We start from the raw sequence: 16,705 nt of genomic DNA, 5'->3' as shown, positions 1-16,705 counted from the left end.
ACCTCTTACCAATAAAGAGAAATCTTTGCCGGATTTTAAAATAAAATCAAAATATATGGCCTGTTTCAAAAAACAGGCCATAAGGTCTTATAAAACCAACTTGTTTTACCAATAATGACGTACTAAACGCCAATACCAAAGCCATGGCGACCTGCATTAATCCAGTGTTCAGATCAAGCAACCACAAGACCAGTAAAAACACGGCAAGAGTAATCACATAATCCAAAAAAACCAGCGTTCTTGATTTCAGGGCATACAATCCGTAGTGCGGAAAATAAGAGATAACTAGAAACACATGCACAACTAATAGCCACCAAAAAATCGGCAGGTATTCCAGGTATCCCGGCTTACTAAGAAATTCTAAAACCCATCCATCCAACAGCATCAAATCTCCGACACAGACAATCACGCAGCCATCACCTAAAGCATCAAACAGCAAAGGTAACTGCGATTAAGTACCGCCTTCAGAGCCTCACTGCCGTTAGGCCACAATAGCTGCTTAAATGACCAGTTATTGACCTTTACTACCCGCCTGCATGCTGGAAAATTGGCATGCAAACGATAGCGAACGGCCATAAATAGCCTGCCTTAAGCAGTTACTCCGAAATAAACGGTGAAATGGCTCATGAAACAGGACTTGTTCGTAGGTTCCCTAGTTACACATCCTATTAATAATTCAACGTCCAAAATGACGCCATCCCGACAAATCGAAGCCGCCAGTAATTAGCAATTTCATCATACCCAGATACCCCGCGTATCGATAACGAGCTTATCGCTGAGCAATTCATTACTAATGAGTTTAAATTCTTTATGATCAACCAACAGGACTATGATGTCAGCCTGTTGCATCGCATCATCAAGACCTGACAGCTGCGCCCCACCCTCGATCTGATGGGGTATCCGTTCAATATTGGGTTCGACCGCTAGGCAGCATTGTGGAAAGAGCTCCACCAACTGCTCGGTGATTTCCATCGCGGGACTCTCGCGAAGATCATCGATATCTGCTTTAAACGCTAAGCCCAAGCACGCGACCGTCACATCTTTAACGGTTTTTTCTGGGTTTGCGATCAACCAATCAGCCACAGCCGCTTTGACCTTCTCTACTACCCAGCTAGGCTTACTGTCATTGATCGTGCGCGCTGTATGAATCAGGCGAGCCTCCTCAGGTGCAGAGCTGACAATAAACCACGGATCCACGGCTATGCAGTGCCCGCCAACCCCCGGCCCCGGCTGCAAGATGTTGACACGGGGATGGCGATTAGCCAGCGATATTAACTCCCATACATTGATATCCAGCTTATCGCAGATAACTGAGAGTTCGTTGGCAAAAGCAATGCCGACATCACGTGACGCATTTTCGGTCAGCTTAGCCATCTCCGCAGTGCGGGCATTAGTGATTACACACTCACCCGTCACAAAAGTCTCGTATAGCTCTACACTTTGCGCAGAGCATCGAGGTGTCATACCACCAATCACCCGGTCATTCTCGACCAACTCTCGTACAACATGACCCGGCAATACCCGTTCAGGGCAATGTGCGACATTCACATCGGCACTATCACCTACCTGCTGAGGAAAGCTCAGATCTGGACGAGCCACGGCCAGCCATTCGGCTAGCTGTTCAGTAGCACCGACCGGTGAGGTCGATTCCAAAATCACCAAATTGCCCTTAGCCAGTACCGGAGCAATCGATTTAGCAGCCGCTTCGATGTAACGCAGATCGGGCTCATAATCGCCTTTGAATGGAGTAGGAACAGCAATTAGAAACGCATCGGCCGGCTCTGGTGTTGTCGTTGCACGTAGATAGCCTTCGTTCACTGCCGCATGGACAATCATATCCAGATCGGGCTCAACGATATGAATCTTGCCCTGATTAATGGTGCTCACAGCCGACTCATTTACATCTACGCCAATAACGCTTTTTTTACGCGAGGCGAACATCGCGGCGGTCGGCAATCCAATATAACCCAACCCAACCACTGAAATTGTTTCAAAAGACATTCATTACTCCCTACTAATTCTATCAATTCGGACCGATCTTTGAGCGCGGGGATCAGTACGGGATTACATTTAATAAAATGGGCTATTGGCTGGCAATCAACCCATCAATAATGCGCTGGCAGGCCTTGCCATCGCCATAGGGATTATGGGCAAAGCTCATACTGTTATAGGCTTCTTGATCGGTCAACAACTGCCCCACTTCAGCAACGATCTTATCGGCATCTGTACCCACCAGCTTCACCGTCCCAGCCTCGACGGCTTCAGGTCGTTCGGTAGTATCACGCATCACCAACACCGGTTTGCCCAGTGACGGCGCTTCTTCTTGAATACCGCCAGAGTCCGTCAGAATAACGCTTGCGTGGTTCATCAAGTACACAAAGGGCAAGTAGTCCTGCGGCTCAATCAACACAACGTTATCGGATGAACTTAGCAGTCTGTTTACCGGTTCTTGAACATTAGGATTGAGGTGGACCGGATAGCAAAACTGAACATTTTGAAATTCATCCGCCAATAAGCGAATTGCCTGACAGATCCGCTCAAAGCCGCCACCAAAACTTTCACGCCGATGGCCCGTAATAAGCACCAAGCGTTTATCTGCTTCAAGGAATGGGAAGCGTTCAACCAGTGAAGCATTCAACGATTCATCGGATTTCAGCTTCTCTTTTACCTGCAGCAACGCATCGATCACGGTATTACCGGTGACAACAATCGACTCATCCGTTACCCCTTCATTAAGCAGGTTCTGGCGTGAGCCATCCGTGGGTGCAAAGTGAATGGCCGCCAACGCGCCGGTGAGTTTCCGGTTAGCTTCTTCCGGCCAGGGTGAATAGAGGTTACCAGTTCGCAGTCCAGCCTCTACATGCCCAACCTTGATCCGCTGATAATACGACGCCAGCGTAGTGGCAAAAGTGGTTGCCGTATCACCATGAACCAACACGTAGTCCGGCTTAAACTCTTCCAGTATCGGTTTCAATCCCTGTAGGATGCCGCAGGTGACATCGGTCAGATCTTGCCCTGGGCGCATCAGATTCAGGTCGTACTCGGGTTGAATCTCAAACAGCTCCAGTACCTGATCGAGCATCTCCCGGTGCTGCGCGGTGACACAAACATGAGACTCAAAACGTTCATCGACTGCCAATGCGTGGACCAGCGGAGCCATCTTGATCGCTTCTGGCCGGGTACCAAAAACAGTTAAAACTCGCATATAAATTCTTACTATAATTTCTGTAAACACTAATAATTATCAGCACATCGTCTCAAATAACGCGTACGTGTTGAGACAAAGGCTGTTACGAATGAGACTTCGTCCAAGGAGCTACTATTAGTTAAAGACCTTTACTGACAAGGGACTCCGTTCTCGTCGACCATATCCCCGTCAAGTATTCAGTCTTCATATCAGCGCGATGCATTTCAAGCTTCTTTTCTAGCAGGCACCACAAGCGCCAAAATCAGCCCAAGCACGCCGCCCAACACAATAGAGATGGCTACAATCAGCCGTTTCTTAGGTTTGATCGGCTTTTCAGGTTCAAAGGCTTGAGCATCTATTTGTACAGGATGAATAGACTGGCTATCGATACTAATCGCTTTTAGAGCGGCAACCTGCTCTTGTAGGTCTCGTAAGCCTTCGATAAAAGGATCGTCCGATTTACGGTTCTCCAATTGCATTATTTCAGCACTAAGAACTGTGGTACCACGCATAAACAAACTGCTATGATCAACAATATTGATCGTTGATTTTAAATTAAAACCAGCAGTTCCTGGTGCGGTCATTCCAATAGCATCTGCCACTTCATAGGCTTCTCGTAATTGTGCTATTCGATCCTGACGCCGCCGCTTGGCTAGGCTTCGCTTACTAGCAATCTGTTGCTCTAGTAGTTCTATCTGCTGGTCCTGAGTTCTAAGTAAATTGGAAATTTGATCAGACACAACCTTCTCTTGAACATAAGTAACAAAAGCATTAAGCATAGGAGCAACACTTTGCTTATCAAAGGAATCCAAGCTGATACTGGTAAATACAATACTACCTTTCCTTGGCTTTTGTATTTTTAAAGCCCTATCAAACTGCTGGAAATCTATCCCTTTACCAGCTTTTGAATTACTGAACAGACCGCCCTGCTTCTCCTGATCAAAGAAAATTCGGCGCTGTTGCTTTGAACCTAGCTCATTCAATACTTGATCGTAAACCACACTAGGCTCTAAGCGGCGTTCAGAGACATTCAAGGACTGTAAATCCGCTGCTTTTGGTGGCATCAGATGTACCTTGGCTTGATAGACCGGCTTGGCAAAAAAAAGGAAAATCAGTGCCAAAGCAACAGCAACTACCGTTGTCAAGAGGACCCACAGTTTGCGATTCCAAATCTTTGTAAAGAGTTCGGCAAGGTCGATTTCATCATCCCTGTGATGACTCATTCCGTTCTCACGGGAGGCTTCCGGTCCGCTCATTCTGATCTATGCCTTATCTGGAATCTGAATTAATTTTGAAAGGGGGTTGCATCCCCCGCCCCTTCACGGAATACAAACCACTCATCATCGACCATATTGACCACAGTGGTCGCTTCCATGCCGCAATAACCACCATCAATCACCAGATCAACCTGGTTCTGCAACAGATCACGGATATCGTATGGGTCTGTTAAAGGTTCTTTGTCGCCAGGCATGATCAGTGAGCTGCTCATGATCGGCTCGCCCAGTTCTTCGGTCAGCGCCAAGGCGATGGCGTTGTCGGGAACTCGCAGACCAATCTGACGGCGCTTGGGGTGCAATAAACGGCGTGGAACTTCCGGCGTGGCTTTCAGAATAAAGGTGTAAGCACCGGGAGTATTCTGTTTCAGCAGCCGGTAAGCGCTGTTGTCGACCTTGGCGTAGGTCGCCAGCTCCGACAGATCACGACAGACCAGGGTAAAATTGTGTTTATCATCGAGACGGCGGATCGCTTTGATCCGGTCCAGCGCCCGCTTATCCCCTATGTGACAACCTATTGCGTAGGCACAGTCAGTCGGGTAAACCACCACCCCACCTTGGCGAATAATCTCAACCGCTTGGCGAATCAGTCGTTGCTGCGGATTTTCCGGATGGATCTGAAAAAACTGACTCAATCTGAATACCTGCTTCGTTATCAGCCCGAACTCGAGGCGCCCTATAATACAGTTCAGCCTTTAGCTTGTAAGAAAAGTGTGACACCGCACTTAAAAATAGGAATTTTTCCTAGACGCCATAGCCGTCAGGGTTGCTTGACTGCCAGCGCCAGGCATCGGCCATCATCTGCTGCAATCCCCGCTGGGCCTGCCAGCCGAGCATCTGGGCCGCAAAAGCCGGGTCGGCATAACACTCGGCGATATCCCCCGGTCGTCGGTCAACAATCTGATACGCAACGGGCCGTTCAGATGCCTGTTCAAAGGCACGCACCATCTCCAACACACTGTATCCCTGCCCGGTACCCAGATTACAAGTAATGAGTCCGCCTTTGAGCTGAAGCGTACTCAGCGCCTTGAGGTGCCCGTCGGCCAGGTCGACCACATGAATATAATCACGCACCCCGGTACCGTCCGGCGTCGGATAGTCGCCACCGAATACCGATAGCTGCTCCAACTTACCGACAGCAACCTGGGAAATGTAGGGCAGCAGGTTGTTGGGTATGCCGTTGGGGTCTTCACCGATCAGCCCTGACTCGTGGGCACCCACCGGATTGAAATAACGCAGTCGTGCGATTCGCCATTCAGGATCAGCTTTATAGAGGTCACCCAACATCTCTTCGATCATCAATTTCGATTGACCGTAAGGATTGGTCGCCGACGTTGGAAAGTCTTCTCGAATCGGAACCGAAGCCGGATCCCCGTAAACTGTCGCCGAGGAACTGAATACCAGGCTTTTAACCCCGGCCGCCGCCATCGCTTCGCACAGCGTCAGGGTGCCGGCGACATTATTCTGGTAGTAGCGCAGTGGTTGTTGGCAAGACTCCCCCACCGCTTTCAAACCGGCAAAATGAATCACCGATTCAATCGAATGCTGTTTAAACAACCGATCAAGACAATCTCTATCGCGAATATCGCCCTGCACAAAGGGCACGGCTTGGCCGGTGATCTGTTCTACCCGCCGCAACGACGCCTGACTACTGTTACTCAGGTTATCGAGCACCAGAATCTGATAGCCGGCTTCCAGCAACTGCACGCAGGTATGGCTACCGATATAGCCCGCGCCTCCTGTTACCAGTACGGTCATGGTTCCCAACTCCCTTTTATTGACTATGCTAACTATCCGGCAACGGGGCCGTGTCGATAATTCTGCCGAAACCGGATGAAGTCGCTGCGTCTCCTCACCCCAGCAACACTAAGCTCGTCATTGTACTTCGACTAAGGCTGCTCACTCCAACCGTCTAGACTGAGCTGCGTCAATATCAGGCAAGAAAGGGCGGCTTTATCGAACTCAGATAAAAAATATTTATCAGAGACTGCAATGAATATCGATTGGACACCCCCCCCTAGATCACCACAGAATGATTTGATAGGCCAACGTGCCCCCAGCACGAAACAGGCTCAATCGATAAACCCTCGAACCAACAACATTTCGCGAGGCCCCTATGACCACCGCACCTGCCGACATCACCCCCTACAACCTGCGTCAACGGATTCGTGCCGGGGAGCATACCGGCAACACTTCCGGTTACAGTCAGGGCTTTGTTCAGGGCAACCTGGTGATTCTGCCCAAAGACTGGGCCAATGAGTTCCTGCAGTTCTGCCAGCGCAACCCCAAGCCCTGCCCGCTGGTAGGAATGTCCTCGGGTCCGGGTAAATATCTGCTGCCTGATCTGGGTGAGAACCTGGATATCCGTAGTGACCTGCCCAGCTACCGGATCTTCCGTAACGGCGAAATGGTCGAAGAGGTCACCGATATCTCTGACTACTGGCAGGATGATCTGGTCACCTTCGTGCTCGGCTGTTCGTTCTCGTTCGAAGAAGCCCTGATCGCCGATGGACTGGAAGTTCGCAACGTCACCGAAGGCGTCAACGTACCGATGTACCGTACCAATATCGACTGCAAGCCGGCTGGCAGCTTCAGCGGCCAGATGGTCGTCAGCATGCGCCCGTTCAAGGCCGCCGATGCAATTCGCTCGGTCCAGATCTGCACCCGCTTCCCGTCGGTCCACGGTGCCCCGGTCCACCTGGGTGATCCGTCACTGATCGGCATCGAAGATATCAACCGTACCGATTTCGGTGACCCGGTGACCATCAACAGCGATGAACTGCCGGTATTCTGGGCCTGCGGCGTTACACCTCAGGTGGCACTGGAACAAGCCAAACCACCTTTCTGCATCACCCATAGCCCGGGCTGCATGCTGGTGACGGATGTGCCCAACAGCAAACTGGCGGTCCTATAAAGTAGCAAGCTAATTGCACCAGGGCGTCGATAAAGATGCACTCAAAATGCTCATTTGCACGACAGCAAACTGCGCTTTTTCGTTCATCTTTGCCTAACCCCGGCACAATTAACTCACTACTAAACTAATGAGATTTCGATAACGAATAACAACAGGTGACACGATGAGCCTCAAACTGAACTGCGATCTCGGCGAAAGCTTCGGCTCTTGGACCATGGGGATGGACGCTGAAGTCATGCCCCATATCGATCAGGCCAACATCGCCTGTGGTTTCCACGCCGGCGATCCGCTGGTGATGAAGAAGACCCTGGCACTGGCCAAAGCCAACAACGTGACTGTCGGCGCCCACCCGGGTTATCCGGATCTGGTCGGTTTCGGCCGTCGCACCATGAACTGTCAGCCCGATGAAGTCGCGGCGCTGCTGCAATACCAGATCGCCGCCATCGATGGCATGGCCCAGTCACAAGGGCTGGAGCTTAACTATGTCAAACCCCACGGCGCGCTCTACAACGACATGATGAAGAACACCGAGCTACGCCAGGTGATCATGCAGGCGATTGCCGACTACCACAAACCACTGGCGCTGATGCTGCAATCCACCCCCGATGCGGCCGCCCACAAGGCCGAAGCCGAACAGGCCGGTATCAGCCTGCTGCTCGAAGCCTTCGCCGATCGCTGCTATGACGACGACGGCAAGCTGCTGGCACGGACCAAGCCGGGTGCCGTACACACCAAAGAGAAGATGCTGGCCCAGGTCGAGCAACTCAAAGCAACCGGCACCGTCACCACCGTCAGCGGCAACACCCTGAAGCTGGATGTCGACAGCCTCTGCGTCCACGGCGACAACATGGCGGGGGTTCAGGCCATCGCCGAGATTCGCGCCCTGATCAGCTAAACCCGGAGCCCCGATATGCAAATTTCCGTTGCCGGTGAAAACGCGCTGATCATCTATTTCGGTGAGCAGACCAGCCCTGAGGTATCGGCCAAGGTGCAGCAGGCGGTAGAGATTATCCGTCGCGATCTGCACGAGCTGATCGTCGATCTGGTGCCGTCCTATGCCTCGCTGCTGGTGATTTACGATCTGATGAAGACCGATCATCACCATGTCCGCAACCACCTGCGCCAGTCCCTCAGCGGTCTGGACAACGCTCATAGTGCCGAAGGCCGCCTGGTCACCCTGCCGGCCTACTACAGCACCGAATCCGGACCGGACCTGCAGCAGCTGGCCGACAATGCCGGACTCAGCGTCGACGAGGTGATCGAGATCCACCAGCAGCAGGAATACCGGGTCTATGCGATCGGTTTTGCGCCCGGTTTTGCCTACCTGGGCGAGGTCGATCCGCGTATCGCTGCGCCGCGACTCTCCACCCCCCGGTTGAAGGTGCCCCGTGGCGCCGTTGCTATCGCCGACCGCCAGACCGCCGTCTACCCGGCGGAGTCGCCCGGAGGCTGGAATCTGATCGGCCTCTGCCCGACCCGGATGTTCAACCCCGACGCCGACCCGACCATGCCGGTTCAAGCCGGCGATCGCGTCCGTTTCGAAGCGATCAGCCGTGAACAATTTATCGAGCTTGGCGGCGAGCTGCCCGAGCAACCTGATCCTTCTGAACAGCTGGGAGGGCCCCTGACATGAGCACCACAACAACCGGCTTCAAAGTGATCCAGCCCGGCATCCTGACGCTGATTCAGGATGCCGGCCGTTTCGGCCAACACGGCATCGGCCTGACCACCGGCGGTCCACTCGACCCGCTGGCATTTAACTGGGCCAACCGTCTTTGCGGTAATGCTTCTGGCACCAACAGCTCGGGCGTCAGTGCACTGGAGGTCAGCATCGGCGGTCTGGTGCTCGAAGCCCAGATCGAAACCCGCCTTTGCGTCGCCGGCGCGGCGATGCCATTGAAGATCAATGGCGAAGAGCGCGAGCTCTGGCGCTCCCACCCGGTTATGGCGGGCGACCGGATCGAATTGGGCTTTGCCAGCGACGGCGCCCGCGCCTATCTGGCAGTAGCCGGTGGCTTCGATATCGCACCCAGCTTCGGTTCCAGCGCCACCGTTACCCGGGAGGGGATCGGTGGAATCAATGGCACCAAGCTCCAGGCAGGCGAGCTGTTACCGGCCAATCCGGCCAAACGCGATGGCTGCCTGGTACTGCCGGAGAGCTACCGTCCCGAATACGGTAAGCATGCCAATCTGCGGGTGATCCCCGGCTACCAGCAGCATGCATTCAGCCGACTGCAGCAGCGGATTTTCTTCAGCAACGACTACAAAGTCTCCGATCGCTGCGACCGGATGGGTTTCAGACTCGAAGGCCCCGAAATCAAGCCCAGCATCGATGGCATCCTGTCCGAAGGTATCTGCCACGGCGCCATCCAGGTGCCGGCCGACGGCCAACCGATCGTGCTGTTGAACGACCGCCAGACCATCGGGGGTTACCCCAAGATCGGTTCGGTGCTGTCACTGGATACCGCGGCATTGGCGCAACTGATGCCCGGCTCCACGGTGTCTTTCGAACCGATCACGATGGAAGACGCCCATAATATTCACTGTCTGGCCGCCAGCTACTTTGAACGGGTCAAAGCTCAGCCCTGCGACCCGCAATAAGTTTCAAGATTGATCGCTCCAAGAGCAGACATAACAATAAGGTAATGCCATGAATTCCGCCTCTCTCAACGATGCCCAGCTGCAGCTGAGCCAACAGATCGAAAACGCCCTGGTCGACCGCAACCTGCGCGGCATGAAGAAAATCCAGCCGGCATTGGATCCGGGCTACTACCTGCGCGCTGCCCAGATGCTGCGCGATATCAAGGGTACCGTTCTGATCGGCACCGGTTTCCCGGTGGTCGATACTTTCGAAACCGACGGTCCGGTCGGTGCCATCGCCCTGTACGATGCCCTCGAATACCTCGGTGCCGAGCCGGTTATCGTCTGCGGTCCGCCGATGTCCGCCGCCCTGTCCGCCGATTACCGGGTTCACGAAATCAAAGTCGGTCCGCAGGGTAAATGTGAGATCGAAGCCCAGCAGGCGCTGGATCAGCTCAAGCCATCACTGGTGCTGTCGATCGAACGCCCCGGTCAGGCTGAGGATGGCCATTACTACAACATGCGTGGCGAAGATATCAGCCCCCGGGCCGCCTGCTTCGATACGTTCGTGAAGCAATGCGATTGCCCCACCATCGCGATCGGTGACGGCGGCAACGAAATCGGCATGGGTAACGTCAAGGAAGCGCTGCGTGATCTGGATATCACCGCCGCTGCCACCGAGTGCGACGAGCTGCTGATCGCCGACGTTTCCAACTGGGGCGCCTACGGTCTGATCGCACTGCTGGGATTGTGGCGTAACGAAGATCTGCTGGCGCGGATCGAACCACTGAAAATCCTCGATTACCTGTCTCGACTGGGCAGTGTCGACGGCGTCACTCGGTTGAACGAGCTAACCGAGGATGGCCTATCGCCGGACGAAGGCGAAGCGGTTCTGCTGCAGCTGCGCAAGCTGGTCGGGATAGCCTAACCGCACAGCCTTCCCACCCACAGCCGCCGATATCACACATCTATCGGCGGCTGTCACCTTAGCCACTGCTCTCCTTCTCTCTTTCTCTCCGCCCTTTGTTTCTCGCACTCCCCTTTTCTACCTCCGGATTCTGGGCCATCATGATCAAAATGTTTGATCAGATCTTCCCCCATGCGCATCCGTAATCTTGAAACCTTTGTCAAAGTCGCCCGCCTGGGTAGCTTCCATGCTGCCAGCGAGCAGCTCAACACCTCCCAGCCGGCGGTCTCGGCCCGAATCAACGCGCTGGAAGACGAACTCGACGTCAAACTGTTCGACCGCGACAAAGGCGGCACCCGACTGACCCCGCGGGGACGCCAGACCCTGCCCTACGCCGAAAAGCTATTGGCCCTGTGCCAGGAGATGAAACAGCAGCTCCGCCAGGACACCCCGGAGCAGGGCGTGTTGCGGATCGGTATCAGCGACACCCTGGCCAGCCTGTGGCTGGCGCAACTGCTGCGCCAATGGGGGGAACGCTTCCCGTTGGTCGAGTTCGAGATCAGTGTGGATGTCAGTGCCGTGCTAAACCGCCAGCTGCGCGAATATCAGCTGGACCTGACCCTGACCGTGGCCGAAGAGGGCTGCGACCAGCTGATCTCCGAACCGCTATGCCGCTACCCAATGCGCTGGTTTGCCGCTTCGTCGCTAGTGGGTACGGACGACAGTTCCGTGCCCTTGGGGAGCCACCCGGTACTCAGTTTTCCGCGCCAGACCCGCCCCTGGCAGTACTTGCAGCAACTGTTTGCCCCGCTGGGCGAGCAACGCCCCCAGCTTCACACCTGTAGTTCGGTCGCCAGCCTGCTCGAGCTGGCCGAACAGGGAGTCGGCATTGCACTTCTTCCCGAACCCCTGGTCCAACGGGGTATCGATGCGGGTCGACTACGCCAGGTCGAGATCGATTCCCAGCCTCCAGCACTGGAATTCAGCTGTAACTGGCACCTGAATGACGACCGTCTGCTGCCTCGCTTACTGGCAGACTGTGCCAGAGAGATCACCAACAACTAGCACCCAAACAACAGGATTTATCAAAAAAATACCATTTACTCAGAAATAAAAACCAAAATTCTCGAAATTATGGGATATATCAATTTCAACCTGTTGATAAAATGACCGGCCCTAGACCTATAACGAACATAACTAAAAATCGGAGGTGATGACCATGAGCATCGTTTACTTGAACGGATCCTACCTGCCTATTGAAGAGGCCAAGATCTCCCCGCTGGACCGTGGTTTTCTGTTTGGCGACGGCATTTATGAGGTAATCCCCTCCTACGAAGGCAAGATGGTTGGTTTTGGCCCTCACATCGATCGTATGATCGACGGCCTGGCCGCTCTGGACATCCAGCTGGGCTGGGGTCACGAGCAGTGGAAAGATCTGTGCGATGCGTTGGTCGACAAAAACGGTGGCGGCAACCTGGGTATCTACCTGCATGTCAGCCGTGGTGCCGACACCAAGCGCTTCCATGCGTTCCCGGAAGGTGTTGAGCCGACCGTATTCTGCATGACCTTCGAAATCCCGCTACCGCAGCAGGCCGACCGCAACACCGCCGGCGCTTACAAAGTCGCTACCGGCGAAGATCTGCGCTGGAAGCGCTGCAACATCAAGTCCACCGCCCTGCTGGGTAACGTACTACACTTCCAGGAAGGCTACGCCGCTGGCAACAACGAAATCCTGCTGTTCAACGCCGAAGGCAACCTGACCGAAGCCGGTGCCTGCAACGTCTTCACTGTCAAAGATGGTGTCGTTGCTACCCCGAAACTGGACAACCAGATCCTGCCGGGCATCACCCGCATGCTGATCCTGAGCATCCTGCGCAAAGACGGTTCCATCACCGTCGAAGAGCGTGACATCAGCAAGCAGGAAGTGCTGAGCGCAGACGAAGTCTGGATCACCAGCTCCTCCAAAGAGATGGCCCCGGTTATCGAAATCGACGGCCAGCCGGTCGGTGACGGCAAAGTAGGCGAAGTTTGGGAAGCAGCAACCAAGCTCTATGCTGCCAACAAGTTCGACTACTAAGACCCCGTCGTCCTTCTAAAGAACCTCGCTCCGGCGAGGTTTTTTATCGATATCGCCCGCTTTCCGGCACGACGCCGATATCCGCCAATCTATTAACCTACGGTGGATTCACTAACCTCAACCCATTGAGGGGCATCGTCGTGGCCGCAGCTAACGGCGTACAATAACCCTATTGGATTAAGCAGGAGAGCATCATGTTTTATCGGGACACCTGGGTCGAGATCGATCTTGACCGGATCTACCACAATGTCTCGCATATCAAAGCCTTCTCCGGCTTCGAGCACCTGTTCGCGGTGGTTAAGGCAAACGCCTACGGCCACGGCGATGTCGAGGTTGCTCGCGTAGCCCTCGAGGCCGGTGCCAGCCATCTGGCCGTGGCCTTTTTGGACGAAGCCCTGGCACTGCGCAAGCAGTTCCCGCAGACCAAGATTCTGGTCATGGGCCCCATCCGGCCTACCGACCTACAGCATGCCGCCGAACAGCAGATCACGGTAACCGCCCACGATCTGGCCTGGATCGAAGCGATCAGCGATTATCGCGGCCCTCGTGCCAATATCCATCTGAAACTGGATACCGGGATGAACCGGATCGGACTGATCGGCCCGGAGCAGCTGGATCAAGCGCTGAAGCAGTTGCGCCAACACCCGGCCGTCAATCTGTGCGGCCTGTTCACCCACTTCGCCACCGCCGACTGCATTGATGACTACTATAAGCAGCAGAGCCGAGCGTTCGATGCCTTGGTCGAAGGGATCGATCTATCCCAGTTTGAGATCGTGCATCAGTCCAACAGTGCCGCGATGCTCCGACACGGCAAGCAGCAGCACAGCAATGGCGGACGGCTGGGTATTGCCATGTACGGCTTGCCACCCAGTGATGATCTGGAGCTGCCGTTTGAACTGCAGCAGGCCTTCTCGCTTCACGCCCGTATCACCCAACTCAAAACAATCCAGAGTGGCACCAAAGTCGGCTACGCTGCCAGCTACGAAGCCCCTCGTGAGGAACGGATTGCCACCCTGCCGCTGGGCTATGCCGACGGCTGGCTACGCTACCATCAAGGCCGCAAAGTCGAAATCGATGGTCGCCGCTTTCCGATCGTAGGCCGGGTCTGTATGGATCAGTGCATGATCCGCGTCGATGACGAAGTACAGCTGGGCGATCAGGTCACCCTGCTGGGTGATCTGATCACTGTCACCGATGCCGCCGATGACCTCAACACCATCAACTACGAGATCGTCTGCTCTATCTCCGATCGAGTCCCTCGGCTGTACAAGCGAGGAGGCCAAACGGTCGGCGAGCGCTATGACCGCTATGACGGCCGTACCGATTAGGTCGTAAGACTGACTTAGCGCAGGTCGGGACCTAAGGGTTCGACCTGCCCTCATTCCCTCTTCACCTGTTTAAATTCAACCACTTTTCGGCAACTCCACCCCCTGCCGTCTCAATACGGTTGACCTAAATCAACACCTTTCCTGATCAATTCTGACTATTCTAAGTAGCAAAATCACAACCAGCTCCACGACTGGTCTTTTCAACAACTCAGGCGACGCCATGATTGACGATAAAGTGCGAAGTATCGTGCGGACCCTCTCCGAGGCCAAAGGAAGGCATTTTTTCGAAAGCATCGTACCGGCACTATCCAATGCTATCGATGCCGACTATGCCTATGTTGCTGAACTGAACGATACGCTCGACCATGCCACCACCCTCGCACTAACCGCCGGCGGAGAACTGATCGACAATATTAACTACAGTTTGAAGGATACACCCTGCGCCAACGTGGCCGATGACAGTGTCTGCGTCCATGAGTGCAAAATCCAAAACCTCTACCCCCAAGACCAGCTGCTGGTCGAGATGGGGATTGAAGCCTATGTCGGCACCCCGCTGTTTGACAGCGATGGGAAGGTCATCGGCCTGGTCGTCGCCCTCTACAAGCAACCGCTCACTAACAGCGGGCCGATCGAGTCTCTATTTCTACTGTTTGCCGGGCTGATCTCCGGCGAGCTTGAAAAACGCAACAAGAATCAACAGCTGCAGTTGTCGCAACGGGTTCTGGACACCTCCTACGATGCCATCGTGGTCTGTGATCAGAACAAACTGATCAACTATGTGAATCCGGCATTTGAGCAGATCACCGGCTACCGGCTCGAGGAAGTTCTGGGCAGAAATCCCAAGTTGCTCAATTCCGGACGCCAACAGGATGAGTTTTACACCCAGATGTGGCGCTCGATCGACGAGCATGGCAGTTGGTCCGGCGAAATATGGAATCGCCGCAAAGACGGCCGAGTTTACCCCAGTTGGCTGACGATCTCGTCGGTACTCAACAGCCAGGGAGAGGCAACCCATTACACCGGCATCGCCCATGACATAAGCGCCCAAAAAGCGTTCGAGGAAAAAATCCTATTCCAGGCAACCCACGATCTGCTGACCGGGCTCCCCAACCGGGCGCTGTTTCTGGAAAAGCTGCAGGAAATTCTCGATCGCAACGCCGAAACAGGTCAACCAATCGGGGTTATGATCTTTAATATTGACCACTTCAAGCTGGTCAATCACACCCTTGGGCACCATAACGGCAACCAATTACTCTGCCGCCTAGCCGAACGGATCAGCCAAGCCCAGGGCCAGGACGGTCTGGTAGGTCGAACCGGCGGTGACGAGTTCGCCCTGTTACTGCAACAACGCAATGGCGAACCAAGGCTTCAACAGCAGGCCCAGAATCTTCAGGAGCTATTGCGCACCCCGCTATCCCTGCACGGCCAGAACCATCAGCTCACGGCTAGCATCGGTCTATCTATTTTCGACGCCAACAGTAGTAACGCCGATGAACTGATCTCCCATGCCACCAGCGCGATGGAAGCTGCCCGTAACAGCGGCCGCAACCGCCTGCGACTGTTTGATCCGCAATTACGCCAGCAATTGGAACAACGGATCCAACTGCGCCAACGACTCCATGACGCCATTGAAAATGAGCGTTTTGAGGTCCACTACCAGCCGATCATCGATCTAAGCAGCAGCAAGGTAATCAAGTGTGAAGCGCTCATCCGCTGGTTTGACGAACATCGGCAGCCGGTCCCACCCGATAGGTTTATCCCGATCGCCGAAGAGTTCGGCTATATGCCGGCAATCGGGCAGCAGGTCTTGGAAACAGCCTGCCGGGATCTAAGCCATCTGCAGCAGCGATACGAACAGCCTCTTCAGTTGGCCATCAACCGCTCGATCCAGGAATTTCCATTCGACCATAACCGCATCGACCGATGGCTGGACACGATCGCTGCCCACCAACTCGACTGCGGTTCGATCGAGTTCGAAATCACCGAAAGCCTGCTGGCACCGGAACACGATAGTTACCTGCAGGCACTAAACCGGCTCAAGCAGGCTGGCTGCCACATCGCCATCGATGATTTTGGCACTGGCTATTCGTCGCTGTCCTATCTGCAACGCTTTCCGGTCGATCTACTCAAGATCGACCGTGCTTTCGTTAATGCGCTGCCGGATGATCATCAGGCCCACTCGCTGGTTGCTGCGATTATCGCGATGGCCAAGGCGTTGAATATCAAAGTCGTTGCTGAAGGAATAGAAACCCCGGAACAGCGTCATGCGCTGGTGGAGATGGGTTGTGAATACGGTCAGGGGTTTCAGATCGCCCGACCGATGAATCTGGAAAAATTAGAGGCGTTTCTCGACTCGTATCTGGAAGGCTAAGCGGCATCTTAGCCTCGTAACCCTAGCCAAACAGCGTACTGCCTAACTCTGACCGAGCCGCTTCAGC

General features: G+C 54.3%; 15 protein-coding genes. 9 read left to right on the top strand and 6 right to left on the bottom strand.

Annotation, left to right across the window (positions count from 1 at the left end):
* Window positions 1-46: 46 nt before the first annotated feature.
* From DV711_RS08225 to galE, 6 genes are all read right to left on the bottom strand, one after another.
* Entirely contained in the window at window positions 47-439 is a 393-nt protein-coding gene (locus DV711_RS08225; RefSeq protein WP_133297419.1) for a hypothetical protein, read from the bottom strand.
* A 296-nt stretch (window positions 440-735) separates the two neighbouring features.
* Entirely contained in the window at window positions 736-2,001 is a 1,266-nt protein-coding gene (wecC, locus tag DV711_RS08220; protein ID WP_114695199.1) for a UDP-N-acetyl-D-mannosamine dehydrogenase, read from the bottom strand.
* An 82-nt stretch (window positions 2,002-2,083) separates the two neighbouring features.
* Window positions 2,084-3,205, bottom strand: coding sequence for a non-hydrolyzing UDP-N-acetylglucosamine 2-epimerase (wecB, locus tag DV711_RS08215; protein ID WP_114695198.1), 1,122 nt, complete (start codon window positions 3,203-3,205; stop codon window positions 2,084-2,086).
* Between the two features lie 206 nt (window positions 3,206-3,411).
* Window positions 3,412-4,443 (bottom strand): LPS O-antigen chain length determinant protein WzzB, encoded by a 1,032-nt coding sequence (locus DV711_RS08210; protein ID WP_114695197.1) that lies wholly within the window; start codon window positions 4,441-4,443, stop codon window positions 3,412-3,414.
* Window positions 4,444-4,472: 29 nt separating this feature from the next.
* Window positions 4,473-5,096, bottom strand: a complete 624-nt coding sequence (locus tag DV711_RS08205) for an L-threonylcarbamoyladenylate synthase (RefSeq protein ID WP_114695196.1) — start codon at window positions 5,094-5,096, stop codon at window positions 4,473-4,475.
* A gap of 109 nt (window positions 5,097-5,205) precedes the next feature.
* Window positions 5,206-6,219: a UDP-glucose 4-epimerase GalE gene (galE, locus tag DV711_RS08200; RefSeq protein ID WP_114695195.1), complete on the bottom strand. Its 1,014-nt coding sequence runs from the start codon at window positions 6,217-6,219 to the stop codon at window positions 5,206-5,208.
* 358 nt (window positions 6,220-6,577) lie between these two features.
* On the opposite strand from galE, the gene DV711_RS08195 reads away from it, so the two are divergent.
* From DV711_RS08195 to DV711_RS08155, 9 genes are all read left to right on the top strand, one after another.
* Window positions 6,578-7,375, top strand: coding sequence for a putative hydro-lyase (locus DV711_RS08195; RefSeq protein ID WP_114695194.1), 798 nt, complete (start codon window positions 6,578-6,580; stop codon window positions 7,373-7,375).
* 163 nt (window positions 7,376-7,538) lie between these two features.
* Complete coding sequence (locus tag DV711_RS08190) at window positions 7,539-8,270, top strand: 5-oxoprolinase subunit PxpA (RefSeq protein ID WP_114695193.1); 732 nt, start codon at window positions 7,539-7,541, stop codon at window positions 8,268-8,270.
* A gap of 15 nt (window positions 8,271-8,285) precedes the next feature.
* On the top strand, window positions 8,286-9,008 hold the full coding sequence (gene pxpB, locus DV711_RS08185) for a 5-oxoprolinase subunit PxpB (protein WP_114695192.1): 723 nt from the start codon (window positions 8,286-8,288) through the stop codon (window positions 9,006-9,008).
* Window positions 9,005-9,976, top strand: coding sequence for a 5-oxoprolinase subunit C family protein (locus DV711_RS08180; RefSeq protein WP_114695191.1), 972 nt, complete (start codon window positions 9,005-9,007; stop codon window positions 9,974-9,976). Before pxpB ends, DV711_RS08180 begins: the two co-directional genes overlap by 4 nt.
* 49 nt (window positions 9,977-10,025) lie before the next feature.
* The gene (locus DV711_RS08175; protein ID WP_114695190.1) at window positions 10,026-10,883 is read left to right on the top strand and encodes a DUF4392 domain-containing protein; all 858 of its coding nucleotides are present in this window, start codon (window positions 10,026-10,028) and stop codon (window positions 10,881-10,883) included.
* 171 nt (window positions 10,884-11,054) lie between these two features.
* Window positions 11,055-11,927 (top strand): LysR family transcriptional regulator, encoded by an 873-nt coding sequence (locus DV711_RS08170; RefSeq protein ID WP_114695189.1) that lies wholly within the window; start codon window positions 11,055-11,057, stop codon window positions 11,925-11,927.
* 154 nt (window positions 11,928-12,081) lie between these two features.
* Window positions 12,082-12,939, top strand: a complete 858-nt coding sequence (locus tag DV711_RS08165; protein ID WP_114695188.1) for a D-amino acid aminotransferase — start codon at window positions 12,082-12,084, stop codon at window positions 12,937-12,939.
* Between the two features lie 194 nt (window positions 12,940-13,133).
* Window positions 13,134-14,267, top strand: coding sequence for an alanine racemase (gene alr / locus DV711_RS08160; RefSeq protein WP_114695187.1), 1,134 nt, complete (start codon window positions 13,134-13,136; stop codon window positions 14,265-14,267).
* Window positions 14,268-14,487: 220 nt separating this feature from the next.
* Window positions 14,488-16,638 (top strand): putative bifunctional diguanylate cyclase/phosphodiesterase, encoded by a 2,151-nt coding sequence (locus tag DV711_RS08155; protein ID WP_114695186.1) that lies wholly within the window; start codon window positions 14,488-14,490, stop codon window positions 16,636-16,638.
* The last annotated feature ends 67 nt before the right edge of the window (window positions 16,639-16,705 follow it).

The sequence above is a fragment of the Motiliproteus coralliicola genome (assembly GCF_003345655.1).
Classification (GTDB): domain Bacteria; phylum Pseudomonadota; class Gammaproteobacteria; order Pseudomonadales; family Balneatricaceae; genus Motiliproteus; species Motiliproteus coralliicola.
Note: the sequence above shows the minus strand (reverse complement) of the source record. Positions and strands in the feature narration are given on the sequence as shown.

Coding starts and splice junctions, on each gene's coding strand:
- wecB (WP_114695198.1), bottom strand. CDS start 3,205: ATGCGAGTTTTAACTGTTTTTGGTACCCGGCCAGAAGCGATCAAGATG.
- DV711_RS08170 (WP_114695189.1), top strand. CDS start 11,055: ATGCGCATCCGTAATCTTGAAACCTTTGTCAAAGTCGCCCGCCTGGGT.
- DV711_RS08190 (WP_114695193.1), top strand. CDS start 7,539: ATGAGCCTCAAACTGAACTGCGATCTCGGCGAAAGCTTCGGCTCTTGG.
- wecC (WP_114695199.1), bottom strand. CDS start 2,001: ATGTCTTTTGAAACAATTTCAGTGGTTGGGTTGGGTTATATTGGATTG.
- alr (WP_114695187.1), top strand. CDS start 13,134: ATGTTTTATCGGGACACCTGGGTCGAGATCGATCTTGACCGGATCTAC.
- DV711_RS08195 (WP_114695194.1), top strand. CDS start 6,578: ATGACCACCGCACCTGCCGACATCACCCCCTACAACCTGCGTCAACGG.
- DV711_RS08165 (WP_114695188.1), top strand. CDS start 12,082: ATGAGCATCGTTTACTTGAACGGATCCTACCTGCCTATTGAAGAGGCC.
- DV711_RS08180 (WP_114695191.1), top strand. CDS start 9,005: ATGAGCACCACAACAACCGGCTTCAAAGTGATCCAGCCCGGCATCCTG.
- galE (WP_114695195.1), bottom strand. CDS start 6,219: ATGACCGTACTGGTAACAGGAGGCGCGGGCTATATCGGTAGCCATACC.
- DV711_RS08155 (WP_114695186.1), top strand. CDS start 14,488: ATGATTGACGATAAAGTGCGAAGTATCGTGCGGACCCTCTCCGAGGCC.
- pxpB (WP_114695192.1), top strand. CDS start 8,286: ATGCAAATTTCCGTTGCCGGTGAAAACGCGCTGATCATCTATTTCGGT.
- DV711_RS08210 (WP_114695197.1), bottom strand. CDS start 4,443: ATGAGCGGACCGGAAGCCTCCCGTGAGAACGGAATGAGTCATCACAGG.
- DV711_RS08175 (WP_114695190.1), top strand. CDS start 10,026: ATGAATTCCGCCTCTCTCAACGATGCCCAGCTGCAGCTGAGCCAACAG.